The organism is Rhodococcus sp. 008 (assembly GCF_001682295.1).
Lineage (GTDB): Bacteria > Actinomycetota > Actinomycetes > Mycobacteriales > Mycobacteriaceae > Rhodococcus_F > Rhodococcus_F qingshengii.
Window position 1 is genome coordinate 148,129 of record NZ_CP012749.1, and the last position, 14,539, is coordinate 162,667.

The following is a 14,539-nucleotide window of genomic DNA, read 5'->3' on the forward strand; positions in this document are numbered from 1 at the left end:
TTACCGCTACCAAAAGTGCGCACGGGGGCCGAAGGCCCTACATGTCTGCAATCGCCTCGAGCGGCTTCGTCTTGGCCGCTCGGTTGGCCGGCCACAGCGCCGCCAAGACACCCACCACACCCGAGCCGATCAGCATTCCGACCACCTGACCCCACGGGATCGTGATCTTGTCGAGGCCCTGATCCGCGAGAGTGCTCACGAAGGCCCAACCGAACGCGATGCCGAGAACAACTCCGACCGCCGCGCCGTACACCGCGATGAGCACCGACTCGAGGTAGATCGTGCGTCGCATCTGTCCGCGCTGCATGCCGACAGCTCGCAGCATTCCGATTTCTCGTCGCCGCTCGACCACCGAGAGTGCCAGGGTGTTGATGATGCCCAGGATTGCGATCACGACCGCGAGTGCAAGCAGTCCGTAGAGGATCGCCAACAACGTGTTGATCTGCTGGCCCTGAGTTCCCTTGAACTCCTCACGATCCTGCACCTGGACGACGACGTACTTCTCCGTGGCCGTTTCGAGCTCGGATCGCAGCGTTGTCAGATCCGCGCCAGGCTTCGCCTTCACCAGAACCACGAAGTCCGGCAGACTCTCGGCCGGCATCAGCTTCCTGTACGCCTCGTCCGAGACGATCCACGAGCCGATCAGCTGGTTGTCCTCGAACACTCCCGCGACAACCGTCTGGTACTCGACGCCGCCGGGACCGGTCAACGTCTGGGTCGAACCCACAGTCCAACCCTTGTCGTCCGCAGTCGACTTCGAGACGAGCATGTTGTTGCCGGTCAGATCGACCGTGCCCTCGAGGATCTTGTATTCGAGCACGCCTTCGATCGGACCGTCGAACGAAGCGCCCTGCTCGTCCTCACCGTCGACCTTCGCACGCACTCCGTGCAACGACGTCGCGCTCTGCACGTCGGGCACCTGTCGGACTGCGTCGGCCGCACCTCGCGGCACGCCGATCGCGTTGGGACCGGTCAGGATGTAGTCGGCCGAAACACCCACGTCGACAAGAGCATTGATGCTCGCCTTGGCCGAGGAACCGAACACTCCGATGACCGTCACCAGCATCAGACCGAGAGTCAACGCGAATGCCGTTGCGGCCGTGCGACGGGGATTGCGCACCGCATTGGTACGAGCCAATCGCCCTATGGCACCGAACGGCTTGGCGAACACGGCACCGAGCGCGCCGACGATCGGCCGCGACAGCGCGGGAGCCCCGAGAAGCACCGCGATGATCAACGAGAACGCACCGAGGCCGACGATCAGCGCCGCGCCACCACCGGTACCGCGAGAGCCGAACACGAGCAGTGCCACACCGATCACGCCGAGAATCGCACCGATCAACGTCCGCACTCGCAGTGAGTCACCGGTGGAGGCGAACTCCTCACGCATGGCCGCCACCGGCGGGATCTTCGACGCACGACGAGCCGGGGCGTAAGCGCTGAGCGTCGTGACGACGACGCCGACCACCAACGCGACGATGATCGTGCGGGCACCCACCTGGAGCGGGCCTTCCGGCAGACCGACGTCGAATGTGTTGAGGAGACTGCGCAATCCGTAGGCGAGACCGATACCGCCGAGCAGACCGATGATGCTGCCGATGAGTCCGACCACGAGCGCCTCGGTGACCACCGAACGGCCGACCTGCGCTCGGCTCGCACCGATCGCACGCAGCAGCGCCAGCTCACGAAGACGCTGCGCCACGATCATCGAGAAGGTGTTGTAGATGATGAACGTTCCGACGAGCAGAGCAATCGCGCCGAACGCCAACAGGAAGTAGTTGATGAAGCTCAGCGCCGAGTCGACCTCGGCCTTGGTCTCCTCACGAACCTGGTCGCCGGTCTGCACCTTGAGATCGGGGAAAACCTGCTCGACGCGTTGCTGCAGTTCCGTCTGCGACACCCCGTCGCCCGCGACGTCGATGTACTCGACGTGTTGGCCGTCGGTGAAGAGTCCACGGGCCTGCTCGTCGGTGAAGAGCGCGCCGATGAACCCGCCGGTGTCACTGCCCGCCCCCTCGTATATGCCGGACAACGTCACGTCCACGATTCCGCGGGCCGGTGCCAGAACCTTGGCGGAGTCCCCCACCTTCAGTCCGGCTCGCTCGGCGGCGCTGGTGTTCAGCGCGACCTGACCGGTCTGCGTCGGAGGCGCGCCCTCGACGAAGGTGTCGGGTTCGGCAATCGCCTGGCCCGGCGGTAGGTAGGACTGACCGATACTCGGCGCGCCGCCGGTCTGAACAGCGCCGCCGTCTGCGTTGATCAGGACGATCTGTCCACTGACGGCCGGGGCTACCGCTCGGACACCGTCGACTGCGGCAAGTTTGTCGACATCCTCGACCGGAACGCCACTGGTGTTGCGCTCTTCCATCGATACCCGGACGTCGACGCCCTGGGCGGTGTTCTCGAAGATCGAATCGAAAGTCTTCTGGAGGGTGTCGGTGAAAACGAACGACCCCGCGACAAAAGCCGTGCCGAGCACCACGGAGAGAACCGTCAGCGCAAGTCGCACCTTGTGTGCCGCCAGGTTGCGCAGGGAAACCTTGCGCATCGGCGAGTTACTTACCGAAGCCATGTGCTCAAGCCCCGGCTTCCACGTTCACGACCGCCTGCGGAGCGTCGAGCCGCTTCATACGATCAAGGACCGAATCCGCCGTCGGCTCACGCAATTCGTCGACGATCTTGCCGTCCGCGAGGAACACGACACGATCGGCGTACGCCGCTGCCCGCGGATCGTGCGTCACGATCACCACGGTCTGGTTGAACTCGTCCACGGCCGCCCGCAGGATCGAGAGCACCTCCCCGGAGGACTTCGAATCGAGGTTTCCGGTCGGCTCGTCGCCGAAGATGATCTCCGGCTGACCCGCCAGCGCACGCGCACACGCCACACGCTGCTGCTGACCACCCGAGAGCTCTCCCGGCCGGTGATCGAGGCGATCCCCGAGACCCAGCTTGGTCAGGACGCTGTTCAACCAGGTCGGGTCCGCTTTGCGTCCCGCGATGTCGAGCGGCAACGTGATGTTCTCGAGCGCGGTCAGGGTCGGCACCAGGTTGAACGCCTGGAAAACGAAACCGATGCGATCGCGTCGCAATTGGGTCATCTGTTTGTCGGAAAGCGTCGTGAGTTCCGTGTCACCGATGAGAACAGAACCCGAACTGGCGGAATCCAGACCGGCGAGGCAATGCATCAGCGTCGACTTACCGGAACCGGACGGCCCCATGATCGCCGTGAACTCACCGCGGGCGAAATCTGCGGACACCGAACTGAGGGCGTGCACCTGGGTATCTCCGGTGCCGTAGGTCTTGGACAGGCCGACTGCGCGGGCCGCGACATCCTGGGCGTGCGAACTCATGATCGCCTTTCCTGTTCACTTCGGTGCTACTTTGCGGGCGTGACGGGCGCCCGTGAAAACACGGACGCCCGCAATGGTTGGTTCCATCCTGTCGGGTGGCGGGCGCGCCCGCCATCGGGGACCACCCTGATATCTGCGGCCGAGCCGGTCAGGGTCGGGGGAATGCGACCCCTCCTGCTTGTGCGCATTGACTGGAAACAGCGATACGAAGACCGGGCGCACATTAACCTTGTGACACCAATCACACGAGAGAGGCGGCCGAATGTCCGACGCCACCGCTGGAATCATTTTCGATCGGCTAGAGCACTGGGCGACGGTCAAGCCTGATCAAGCAGCGATGACCTTCCAAGGGACCGAATTCACGTGGGCTCAGTGGCGGGACCGCATCTTGCGTATCGCCGCCGCCCTCGCCGAATCAGGCATCGGTGCCGGCGACACTGTCGCGTTCGTCGACAAGAATCATCTGTCCTGTCTCGAAGTCACCTACGCCGCCTCACTACTCGGCGCCGCGAATGTCGTTCCCAACTGGCGACTTTCGAGCGAAGAGCTGGATTACGTTCTCGCGGACTGTGGCGCTCGCATTCTGTTCGTCGGCAGCGAACTACTCCCCCAGGTCGTCGCGATGCGAGACCGCTTGACGGCCGTCGAATCGATCTTCGCCGTCGGCGGTGAACACGACGAATTCGAGCCGTGGATCGACGAGGTCACACCGCTGCACTCCCGCCCCGAGGTGAGCCCCGATGCCACCGCTCTGGTTCTCTACAGTTCCGGGACGACCGGTCGCCCCAAGGGTGTCCAGCTCACGCATCGAAACCTGTTCGCGCACAGCAACAATGTCCTCGAAATCCTGCCGGCCCACGAGGATCACCGATTCTTGATCGCGATGCCGATGTTCCACGTCGGCGGAACGTGCTACGCCATCATGGCAATTCACACCGGTGGCCGCTGTTACTTCACGAGAGAAGCCGACGGACCGTCGATCTTCGCCGGTCTCGCCGCCGGAGCCAACATCGCCTTTCTCGTCCCACCGGTCATTGCCGGAGTCCTGGCCGCAGGCGAGCAGGCGGTCGCCGCCTTCAAAGCATTCAAACGCATCACCTACGGCGCCGCCCCCATGCCGCTCCCACTGTTGCGCGCGGCACTCGCAGCGTGGCCGGACACCGAATTCGTGCAGGTCTACGGCATGACCGAAATGGCAGGCGTCATTACCGCGTTGATGCCGGACGTTCACCGCGACGAGTCGCAGGTCGAGCGCATGGCATCGGCAGGTACGGCGATCCCCGGCGTCGAGATGCGCGTGGTGGACCCCGTCACGCTCGAGGACGTGCCCACCGGAACGACCGGTGAGCTGTGGTGGCGATCCGAACAGTGCACACCCGGATACCTGGGTAAGCCCGAGGCGACGGCCGAAACGATTACCGCAGACGGGTGGCTGCGTAGCGGCGACATGGGCCGCGCCGACTCCGGCGGGTTCGTCTTCATCGAGGACCGCCTCAAGGACATGATCATCACCGGCGGCGAGAACGTCTACTCCCCCGAGATCGAACGAGTACTGGTGGAGCATCCGGCAATCGCCGAGGTCGCGGTCATCGGCGTTCCCGACGACCGTTGGGGTGAAACCGTCAAGGCTGTCGTGGTTCTCACTCCCGAAGCGCAGATCGACGAAGCCGATCTGATCACGTACACCCAGGAACGTCTCGCAAAGTTCAAGTGCCCGACCAGTATCGACGTCGTCGAGATCCTTCCCCGCAATCCCACCGGAAAGATCCTCAAACGCGACCTCCGCAAACCGTACTGGGACAACCGCGAACACAAACTGGTCTGAGTTCGCGTGCTGTAATGGGGCGGTGACTTCGCGCCGCCCCACCACACCCAATCCGACCGATCCGTGCCCGTGCGGCAGCGGCAACGCGTTGGCCGAATGCTGCGGAAAGTACATCAGCGGTGAAGCGCACGCACCGACCGCCGAAACCCTGATGCGTTCGCGTTACACGGCTTTCGCTGCGATGGACGACGAATATCTCACGCGGACTTGGCATCCCGACCATCGCCCAGCCCAACTCGATCTCGACCCCGACCAGAAATGGCTCCGGTTGGAGATCCTGGACACCGAACGGGGCGGGCTGTTCGATTCCGACGGCGTCGTGGAATTTCGCGCTTACTACACATTCGGACGCGAGCGGGGAATGCTCCACGAACGCAGTCGATTTGCGCGAACAGAGGGTAAGTGGCTCTATGTCGACGGCGATATCGGTTAGGTAACTCCGGGCACCGCCGCCGCGGATCCCGATAACGCGAGCCCTACGATCGAGTCATGACAACGAACCGGACGAGATCATTTGCCGCTGTCGCTGCCATCGCAGTGGGCGTGAGCCTGACTGCCTGTTCGCAGGACGCGGAGACCACTCCCACGGCAGCCACCTCGGCCGTCACCTCGACCTCGACCTCGAGTGCAGCAGCGTCGACCACAGAACCAGTCCCGACGGACAGCTCCGACAAGACTTCGGCTGCGGGCACCGAATCCAAGCTCACCGTCGTCGACATCCGAGTGGGCGAGCACGACGGATTCGATCGTGTCGTCTACGAAATGGGCGGAACCGGCACACCCGGTTGGCGCGTCAAGTACGTCGACGCGGCGACGCAGGAAGGCAGCGGTAAGCCCGTGGACATCAAGGGTGCCGCAGTGATCCAGGTCCTGATCGACGGTTCCGCATATCCCTTCGACAGCGGAGTCGAGCAGTACTCCGGCCCCAACCCGGTCCCCGGCGTCGGCGGAGTCGTGACCGAGGTCAACGGGTCCAACGTCTTCGAGGGAGTCACGCAGTCGTTCATCGGCGTGACCGAGAAGCAGCCGTTCACGGTCACGACGCTCAGCGACCCTCCTCGCGTGGTGGTCGACGTGGCCCGCTGAGGCCGCACTTGACCTGAAGTTTGGTTGAGGTTCTACCTTCGTGTCGTACCGGCCACGTAATCTTCGTGGCCGGCGACCGGAGGGGCGAAGTCATGAGTATGGAAGTCACCGCGTGGAACGCGATGTACAACGCGATGCACGCGCAAGAAGATCGGCGCCCGTTCTCGAAGGCGACACTGAAGCGGATCGCGACGTTCGCAGTTCCACAGAAACGCAACCTCAGCTGGTACCTCGTACTGAGTGTCGTCACTGCTGCGCTTGCCGTGGCAACACCTGTCCTGGCCGGGCGCGTGGTCAACGCGATAGTCGGCGGCGACGCCGTCGACGTGGTCGTCAAACTTGCCGCCCTGATCGCACTGGTTGCACTTCTCGAAGCCGCTCTGGGACTGTTGACCCGGTGGCTCTCGGCCAGCATCGGCGAAGACCTGATCCTGCATCTGCGCACCACCGTCTTCGATCACGTCCAGAAGATGCCCATCGCGTTCTTCACCAGAACTCGAACCGGAGCACTGGTAAGCCGTCTCAACAACGACGTCATCGGCGCTCAGCGCGCCTTCAGCGACACCTTGTCCGGAGTGGTCAGCAATCTGGTCACCCTGGTGATCACGCTGATCGTCATGCTCGGGATCTCCTGGCAGATCACCGTCCTCGCGCTGCTACTTCTCCCGATCTTCGTCATCCCCGCACGGCGCATGGGCGCCAAACTTGCAGCACTCAATCGTGAAGCAGCCAACCATAATTCGCTCATGAGCACCCAGATGACGGAGCGGTTCTCCGCTCCCGGCGCGACTCTGGTCAAGCTGTTCGGCAGCCCGTCGCAAGAATCTGCGGAGTTCGCGGTTCGCGCCAGGCGTGTGCGCAACATCGGAGTCCGGACCGCAATGCTGCAGTCCGTCTTCGTCACAGCACTGACGCTGGTCTCGGCCCTTGCTCTTGCCCTCGTCTACGGACTCGGCGGCTTCTACGCGCTGCGCGGACAGTTGGACGCAGGCGCCGTCGTGGCGATGGCACTGTTGTTGACGCGGCTGTACTCACCGTTGACCGCACTGGCCAGCGCCCGGGTGGACGTCATGAGCGCCCTGGTCAGCTTCGAGCGGGTATTCGAGATTCTCGATCTGGCGCCGCTCATCACCGAGAAGCCCGATGCACGCACGGTGCCGCAGGGCCCGGTGTCCGTCGAGTTCAAGAACGTCACTTTTGCTTACCCATCCGCGGACAAGGTGTCTCTCGCGTCCCTGGAGGAAGTCGCGATCCTCGACACCCGCGGCGGCGAGGACGTGTTGCACGACCTGTCGTTCCGCACCGAAGCAGGACAGATGGTCGCCTTGGTCGGCACGTCCGGTGCCGGAAAGTCGACCGTGGCGCAGATGATTCCGCGCCTCTACGACATCGACTCCGGTTCGGTCGAGTTGGGCGGCGTCGACGTCCGCGACCTCAGTGCCGATTCCATCCGGGAGACCGTCGGCATGGTCACGCAGGACGGGCACCTGTTCCACGAGAGCCTTCGATCCAACCTGCTCCTTGCGCGACCGGATGCCACCGAAGAAGATCTGCGTGAGGTTCTGGAGCGCGCACGGCTCACCGACCTGGTTGCGTCGCTGCCCGACGGACTGGAGACCGTGGTGGGTGAACGCGGTTACCGCCTCTCGGGCGGCGAGCGTCAACGCCTGACCATCGCACGCCTGCTCCTGGCCCAGCCTCGCGTCGTCATCTTGGACGAGGCCACCGCGCATCTCGACTCGACGTCGGAAGCTGCGGTTCAGGAAGCACTCGGCGAAGCACTCGCCGGGCGGACTGCGGTGGTGATCGCTCACCGATTGTCGACGATCCGTTCCGCGGACCTGATCCTTGTCGTCGAGGCAGGCCAGATCGTCGAGCGCGGCAACCATGAGGAACTGCTCGCGCGCGGCGGCCGCTACGCCGAGTTGTACCGCACGCAGTTCGACACCAACGCCCGGAAGAACGGCGCCCTCGCACCGACGCCGATCTGATACCGCGCAGCGCCTTGCCCCCCACACAGAAATCAGGCGCTGTCCTCCTCGCGGAGGGCAGCGCCTGTTTCAGTCTTCATGACAGTCGTTGAAGCTGTATGTCAGTCGTTGTAGCGATCGCGTCCGCCACCGCGGCGGTCGTCACGTCCACCACGATCGTCCCGGCCACCACGGTCGCCACGGCCACTCGGACGTCCCTGCGGCGGCCCGAAATCAGGCTGCAGCTGGATCAGGACGCCGGAGATGCGTGTGCGACGCAAAGCTTCGAGAGTCTCGTTGGAGAGGTCGGCCGGCAGCTCGACGATGCTGTGATCCGGGCGAATGCTGATGTGCCCGAAGTCGCTTCGACGAAGCCCACCCTCGTTGGCGATGGCACCGACGATGGCACCCGGAACGACGCGGTGACGCTTGCCGACTGCAATGCGGTACGCGGCCAGCTCCTGGCCCTCGGGCCCACGCGAGCGCGGGGCCGGGCCATCGTCGAAACGACGGGGAGGACGTGGTTCACGAGGCTCGCGCTCACGACGCGGCGGTGCCGGCGGCTCGGGAGAAAGCAAGAATGCTTCGCCGTCGCGCGACTGCAACGCCAGAGCGGCAGCGATGTCGATGAGCGGAACGTCGTGTTCCTGGTCGTAGTCCTCGATCATCTTGCGGAACATCGCGAGATTCTCCGAGGCCAGGCTCTCGGTGATGGAGTCACCGAACTTGGCCACGCGCTGGGCGTTGACGTCATCGACACTGGGAAGCTGCATCTCCGCAAGCGGCTGACGGGTCGCCTTCTCGATGGACTTGAGCAGATGACGCTCACGCGGGGCGACGAACAGCAACGCGTCACCCTGACGACCGGCGCGGCCGGTACGACCGATGCGGTGGACGTACGACTCCGTGTCATGCGGGATGTCGTAGTTGACGACGTGGGAGATTCGATCCACGTCGAGGCCTCGAGCGGCAACGTCGGTCGCGACGAGGATGTCGAGGGCGCCGTTCTTGAGCTGACCGATGGTCCGCTCACGCTGTGCCTGGACGATGTCGCCGTTGATCGCGGCAGCCGAGTGCCCGCGGGCCCGCAGCTTCTCCGCCAGGTCTTCGGTGGCCTGCTTGGTACGCACGAAGATGATCATCGCCTCGAATGCCTCGACCTCGAGGACTCGGGTCAGTGCATCGAGCTTGCGCTGATGAGCAACCTGAATGTAGCGCTGCGTGATGTTCGAGGCGGTCGACGTCTTGGACTTGACGGTGATCTCGACCGGATTGTTCAGGTACTGCTTCGAGATCCGGCGAATCGAGCCGGGCATCGTTGCCGAGAACAGAGCGACCTGCTTGTCGCCGGGGGTGTCGCGGAGGATGCGCTCGACGTCCTCCTGGAAGCCCATCTTGAGCATCTCGTCGGCCTCGTCCAGAACGAGGTACTTGAGATTGGTCAGATCCAGGGTGCCCTTTTCGAGATGGTCGATGACACGACCAGGCGTACCGACGACGACGTGCGCACCGCGGCGCAGTCCGGACAGCTGGACGCCGTAGCTCTGGCCACCGTAGATCGGCAGGACGTTGAGTCCGGGGATGTGCGCGGAGTACTTGCCGAAGGCCTCGGCAACCTGAAGCGCCAGCTCACGCGTGGGAGCAAGCACCAGCGCCTGGGTCTGCTTGATCGACGTGTCGATCCGCGACAGAACGGGAACTGCGAAGGCTGCGGTCTTGCCGGTACCGGTCTGTGCGAGACCGACGACGTCCTTGCCTTCGAGCAGTGGCGGAATGGTGGCAGCCTGAATGGGCGAGGGCGACTCGTAGCCCACGTCTGACAGTGCCTTCAGTACCCGATCATCGATGTCGAGGTCGGCAAATGTTGGGGGTTCGGGGTCACGCTCAATATCACTCATTTGACCAGCAGTTTAGCGGATAGAGTATAGACACGACGACATACCGGGGGTGCATTTACGACAGATCCACCCTCCCAGCGGGTTTCGCCTAGCGTAGGAAGCATGACCGCAGCCACCGCAGCCACCCCCTCCCAGACCGTTGTCGCGATTGCCCAATTCGCCCCGGGGACGGACAAGAAAGCCAACCTCGAATCACTGCGATCACTGGCTTCCGATGCAGCAGCACGCGGCGCGAAAGTTGTCGTGGCGCCGGAATACTCGATGTTCACCGCACCGAAGACGGATGAGCGTTTGATCGAGTCCGCGGAGGACCTGGACGGCGAATTCGGTTCGGCGCTGGCGTCGGTCGCCGCGGAGTTCGGAATCTTCCTCGTGGCAGGAATGAACGAGCGGATCGACGACGTGAGCAGAATCTCCAACACCCTCGTCGCGATGGACCCGAACGGCGAACTGGTGGCGACCTACCGGAAGCTGCATCTCTACGACGCTTTCGGTTACCAGGAGTCGGCCGTGATCCGCGCGGGCGAGATCACCGAACCGCAGACTTTCGGGTGCGACGGCCTGACCTTCGGCCTCCAGACCTGCTACGACCTGCGCTTCCCGGAAGTCACCCGGCGCATCGTCGACGTCGGCGCAGACATCTTGCTCCTGCCCGCCCAGTGGGTGCCGGGGCCGCTCAAGGAAGACCACTGGACCACTCTCGTGCGCGCCCGGGCCATCGAGAACACGATGTACATCGCAGCGGCAGATCAGAGCGCGCGCGGCGGCGCGGGTGCCAGCATGATCGTCGACCCGATGGGCGTCGTGATGTGTTCACTTGGCGAGCAGGTCGGGGTCGCCACCGCACTCGTTTCGGCTGCTCGCATCACCGAGGTACGCGAGAAGAATCCCGCTCTCGCGCTGCGGAGGTTCACAGTCTCGTCGCGGTGACCTGCAGCGAGTAGCGTCGAACTGGTCGGGGTTCGAGCTTCTCGAGGACAACGCAGTGACCCAGTATCGGGATCGATCTTCCGCCGGCAAATTTCTGGCCGGGCGGCTCGAGACCTTGCGTATCGACAAGCCCGTCGTTCTCGGACTCCCGCGCGGCGGAGTTCCGGTCGCAGCCGAAGTGGCTGCGGCACTGAAGGCTCCGCTCGACATCGTGGTGGTGCGCAAGCTCGGCAGTCCGTACAACCCGGAACTGGCGATGGGCGCCATCGGTGAGGGCGGCGTGCGGGTCCTCAACCACGACGTCATCGCAGCGGTTCGCGTCTCGAAAAGAGAACTCGTCGCCGTCGAACGCGACGAGCGAACCGAATTGGAACGGCGGGCGCATCTCCTGCGCGAGGGGCGGACCCCGGTTTCCCTCCACGGACGCACTGCGGTGATCGTCGACGACGGAATGGCTACGGGCGCGAGTGCCGCCGTTGCCTGCCGATGCGCGCGCACCGCGGGTGCTGCCGCCGTGATCGTCGCTGTCCCAGTAGCGTCCCCCGAAGCCATGAGAGTGATCGCGTGCTCCGCCGATCGGGTCGTCTGCCCCTTCGTTCCTGCCCTGTTAGGCGGCGTCGGTGCTGCATTCGAGGACTTTCATCAACTCAGCGACGACGAAGTGCTGTCCTTCCTCGCCTGAGTGCACACCTCTCCAGCCTGAGCACAGTCCAAGAGATCTCTGAGAATTTGTGATGTGTGCAACATTTCGCTCCTCGGTGCCGATAGCCCAAATGGAACAAAAAGAATTCGGCTTTCTGGAGGAACCGTGACCATCTCGACCGATACCGTCGACGCCGTCGCAGCTGCGTGCCGTGACCGCCTGGGCGACCCTTCCGCCTGGGTTGCGTCAGACGCTTATCGACAGAGCCTCGCCCTGTGCATCATCGAATCCGTTCAGTCCACGTCGGGTCACAGCGAAGTGACCGTCGTCGATCGCTACCTGGCGTACCGGAAAGCCCGCGAGGACAAACCCGTCACGGATGGCGCACGTGAACTACTCCGCACCTTCGAGGAAGCCGGCAGTTCGGACCAGTGGGCAGGCAAGATCGGCTCGTACAAGCGTCGCTACACGGCGACGGGTGTCCCGATCGAGGCACGGCACATCCAACAGGTCGCCGAGAAACTCCATCACTTGCGGATCAACAGCGTCGAGGACCTGCTGTCGGCCGCCGATTCCGACAACGCTCTCGAAGCCGTTCACCATGCCTGGGTGGACGCGTGCGGAGACGGTTCCGAAGTGACCTGGGCCCACCTGTTGATGTTGGCCGGAATTCCGCACACCGATCTGGGGACCGCTGCCGACACCTTCATCAGCGCGACACTCGGCACCACCGAGTTGCCGGGAGACACCTCGGAGATCCTTGCAGCTACTGCAGAGCAACTCGGAGTGGATCCGGACCGATTGGACTACGCGATTCGGCGGTGGCTGTCCGTGCACGGTCGCACGCTCCAACACGTCGCCTGAGTACCTGTAAACAGGCGGTCACACTAAACTGCAGGTCAGCGCCCGACCAGTTCTACCGAATAGTAACGACAGTGCAAAATGACGACTAATGTGATGCAATGCACATCAGAAATGTCAGTAGTCACTGGAGGGGTCAATAGTGCGCGAGTTCTCAGTTCCACAGTCGTTCTCAATTCCGGAGAACGTATCCATGGCCGACTCCGTGTTCCGTCACGCCGAAGAAGACCCCACATTCGTGCCGTTCAAGAGGCCGTCGAACGGTGGATGGGTCGACGTCACTGCAGCTGAATTCGCGAAGCAGGTCTCCGCAGTTGCCAAGGGCCTGATCGCGTCAGGTGTCGAGCTCGGCGACCGCGTCGCTATCCTGTCCGCGACTCGCTACGAGTGGGTCGTTCTCGACTACGCCATCTGGACTGCCGGCGGATGCACCGTCGCGATCTACGAGACCTCCTCCCCTGATCAGGCGCAGTGGATCCTCGAGGATTCAGCGACGACACTTCTGGTCGTCGAAACGGCCAAGCACGCGGAGACTCACAAGGAAGTCACCGACGGCGCAGAAGCCCTCCGCGAGGTTCTTGTCATCGAGTCGGGTGCGATCGACGAGCTGTCCAGTCGCGGTTCGGCAATCACCGACGAAGAACTGCACACTCGTCGTCACCAGGTCACCGCTGCCTCGCCCGCGACCCTGATCTACACCTCCGGAACCACCGGACGCCCCAAGGGTGTCCAGCTGACGCACTCCAACTTCTACGCCGAGTCCAACGCCTGCCGCCTGGCGATGCCGGAGTCCATGGTCCCCGGCAAGAAGACTCTGATGTTCCTGCCGCTTGCCCACGTATTCGCGCGGGCGATCTCCTTCGGCGCTTTCGACGCCAAGGTCACCGTCGCCCACACGTCGGACCTGACGACGCTGCTCGAGCAGTTCGCCGGCTTCAAGCCCAACTTCATCCTCTCGGTGCCCCGCGTGTTCGAGAAGGTGTACAACTCGGCTCGCCAGAAGGCAGTCGACGGCGGTAAGGGCAGCATCTTCGACAAGGCTGCTGCCACCGCCATCGAATACAGCGAATCCCTCGAAAAGGGTGGCCCCGGCCTGGCACTCAAGCTCAAGCACGCGGTATTCGACAAGCTCGTCTACTCGAAGTTGCGTGCAGCTCTGGGTGGCGAGTGCGAGCGTGCAGTCTCCGGTGGCGCAGCCCTCGGCGCGCGCCTCGGCCACTACTTCCGCGGCGTCGGCATCCCGATCTACGAGGGCTACGGACTCACCGAGACCAGCGCCGCAATCACCGTCAACACCTCGAGCGCGCAGCGCGTCGGCACCGTCGGCAAGCCGATCAACGGCCATGCAGCACGGATCGCCGAGGACGGCGAACTCCTCCTGCAGGGCCCGGTCGTGTTCGCCGGCTACTGGCACAACGAGAAGGCCACTGCCGAATCCATCGTCGACGGCTGGTTCCACACCGGCGACCTCGGCTCGATCGACAACGAGGGCTACGTCTCCATCACCGGACGCAAGAAGGAAATCATCGTCACCGCGGGCGGCAAGAACGTCGCACCGGCAGGCCTCGAAGATTCCCTGCGCGCGCACGCTCTGATCAGCCAGTGCCTCGTCGTCGGCGACGGTCAGCCGTTCATCGGTGCACTGATCACCCTCGATCCGGAGACACTGCCCGGTTGGGTCGAGCGCAACGGCCTGCCCGCCGGCACCCCGATTGCCGATCTGGTGAAGAACGCCGACCTGATCGCCGAGATCGACTCGGCCGTTGCCGACGCGAACAAGAAGGTCTCCAACCCCGAGCAGATCAAGAAGTACACGATCCTCGAGGTCGACTTCACCCAGGAGACCGGTGAATTGACGCCGACGCTCAAGCTCAAGCGCAACATCATTCACGAAGCTCACAAGACCAAGATCAGCGACCTGTACGCCTGATCGATCGTCTTTCACGAGTCTGGCCCGGTTCGAATGCGAACCGGGC

The 14,539-nt window shown here is 63.7% G+C and carries 11 protein-coding genes; 8 read left to right on the top strand and 3 right to left on the bottom strand.

What is annotated here, in order from left to right; all coding sequences use genetic code 11:
* Positions 1-37: 37 nt before the first annotated feature.
* Together AOT96_RS00620 and AOT96_RS00625 are read right to left on the bottom strand one after the other, a co-directional pair.
* The gene (locus AOT96_RS00620; protein WP_019749299.1) at positions 38-2,572 is read right to left on the bottom strand and encodes an ABC transporter permease; all 2,535 of its coding nucleotides are present in this window, start codon (positions 2,570-2,572) and stop codon (positions 38-40) included.
* Positions 2,573-2,576: 4 nt separating this feature from the next.
* Positions 2,577-3,350: an ABC transporter ATP-binding protein gene (locus AOT96_RS00625; protein WP_003945134.1), complete on the bottom strand. Its 774-nt coding sequence runs from the start codon at positions 3,348-3,350 to the stop codon at positions 2,577-2,579.
* A gap of 262 nt (positions 3,351-3,612) precedes the next feature.
* Here AOT96_RS00625 and AOT96_RS00630 point away from each other — a divergent pair, with 262 nt between their 5' ends.
* The 4 genes from AOT96_RS00630 (at position 3,613) to AOT96_RS00645 (ending at position 8,252) form a co-directional block, all read left to right on the top strand.
* On the top strand, positions 3,613-5,175 hold the full coding sequence (locus tag AOT96_RS00630) for a long-chain-fatty-acid--CoA ligase (RefSeq protein WP_047268989.1): 1,563 nt from the start codon (positions 3,613-3,615) through the stop codon (positions 5,173-5,175).
* 22 nt (positions 5,176-5,197) lie between these two features.
* The gene (locus tag AOT96_RS00635) at positions 5,198-5,608 is read left to right on the top strand and encodes a YchJ family protein (RefSeq protein WP_047268988.1); all 411 of its coding nucleotides are present in this window, start codon (positions 5,198-5,200) and stop codon (positions 5,606-5,608) included.
* 56 nt (positions 5,609-5,664) lie between these two features.
* The gene (locus tag AOT96_RS00640; RefSeq protein ID WP_007736169.1) at positions 5,665-6,261 is read left to right on the top strand and encodes an AMIN-like domain-containing (lipo)protein; all 597 of its coding nucleotides are present in this window, start codon (positions 5,665-5,667) and stop codon (positions 6,259-6,261) included.
* Between the two features lie 92 nt (positions 6,262-6,353).
* Positions 6,354-8,252, top strand: a complete 1,899-nt coding sequence (locus tag AOT96_RS00645; RefSeq protein WP_065351182.1) for an ABC transporter ATP-binding protein — start codon at positions 6,354-6,356, stop codon at positions 8,250-8,252.
* Positions 8,253-8,353: 101 nt separating this feature from the next.
* Here AOT96_RS00645 and AOT96_RS00650 read toward each other — a convergent pair whose 3' ends face one another.
* Entirely contained in the window at positions 8,354-10,129 is a 1,776-nt protein-coding gene (locus AOT96_RS00650) for a DEAD/DEAH box helicase (RefSeq protein WP_003945121.1), read from the bottom strand.
* A 102-nt stretch (positions 10,130-10,231) separates the two neighbouring features.
* Here AOT96_RS00650 and AOT96_RS00655 point away from each other — a divergent pair, with 102 nt between their 5' ends.
* The 4 genes from AOT96_RS00655 to AOT96_RS00670 all read left to right on the top strand — a co-directional run bounded on the left by AOT96_RS00655 (position 10,232) and on the right by AOT96_RS00670 (position 14,493).
* Positions 10,232-11,059, top strand: coding sequence for a carbon-nitrogen hydrolase family protein (locus tag AOT96_RS00655; RefSeq protein WP_058037440.1), 828 nt, complete (start codon positions 10,232-10,234; stop codon positions 11,057-11,059).
* Between the two features lie 55 nt (positions 11,060-11,114).
* The gene (locus tag AOT96_RS00660) at positions 11,115-11,741 is read left to right on the top strand and encodes a phosphoribosyltransferase (protein ID WP_054187345.1); all 627 of its coding nucleotides are present in this window, start codon (positions 11,115-11,117) and stop codon (positions 11,739-11,741) included.
* A gap of 126 nt (positions 11,742-11,867) precedes the next feature.
* Positions 11,868-12,566 (top strand): hypothetical protein, encoded by a 699-nt coding sequence (locus tag AOT96_RS00665; RefSeq protein ID WP_003945151.1) that lies wholly within the window; start codon positions 11,868-11,870, stop codon positions 12,564-12,566.
* Positions 12,567-12,705: 139 nt separating this feature from the next.
* Positions 12,706-14,493 (top strand): AMP-dependent synthetase/ligase, encoded by a 1,788-nt coding sequence (locus AOT96_RS00670; protein ID WP_042450345.1) that lies wholly within the window; start codon positions 12,706-12,708, stop codon positions 14,491-14,493.
* Positions 14,494-14,539: the final 46 nt, after the last annotated feature.

Coding starts and splice junctions, on each gene's coding strand:
- AOT96_RS00650 (WP_003945121.1), bottom strand. CDS start 10,129: ATGAGTGATATTGAGCGTGACCCCGAACCCCCAACATTTGCCGACCTC.
- AOT96_RS00640 (WP_007736169.1), top strand. CDS start 5,665: ATGACAACGAACCGGACGAGATCATTTGCCGCTGTCGCTGCCATCGCA.
- AOT96_RS00645 (WP_065351182.1), top strand. CDS start 6,354: ATGAGTATGGAAGTCACCGCGTGGAACGCGATGTACAACGCGATGCAC.
- AOT96_RS00630 (WP_047268989.1), top strand. CDS start 3,613: ATGTCCGACGCCACCGCTGGAATCATTTTCGATCGGCTAGAGCACTGG.
- AOT96_RS00620 (WP_019749299.1), bottom strand. CDS start 2,572: ATGGCTTCGGTAAGTAACTCGCCGATGCGCAAGGTTTCCCTGCGCAAC.
- AOT96_RS00625 (WP_003945134.1), bottom strand. CDS start 3,350: ATGAGTTCGCACGCCCAGGATGTCGCGGCCCGCGCAGTCGGCCTGTCC.
- AOT96_RS00655 (WP_058037440.1), top strand. CDS start 10,232: ATGACCGCAGCCACCGCAGCCACCCCCTCCCAGACCGTTGTCGCGATT.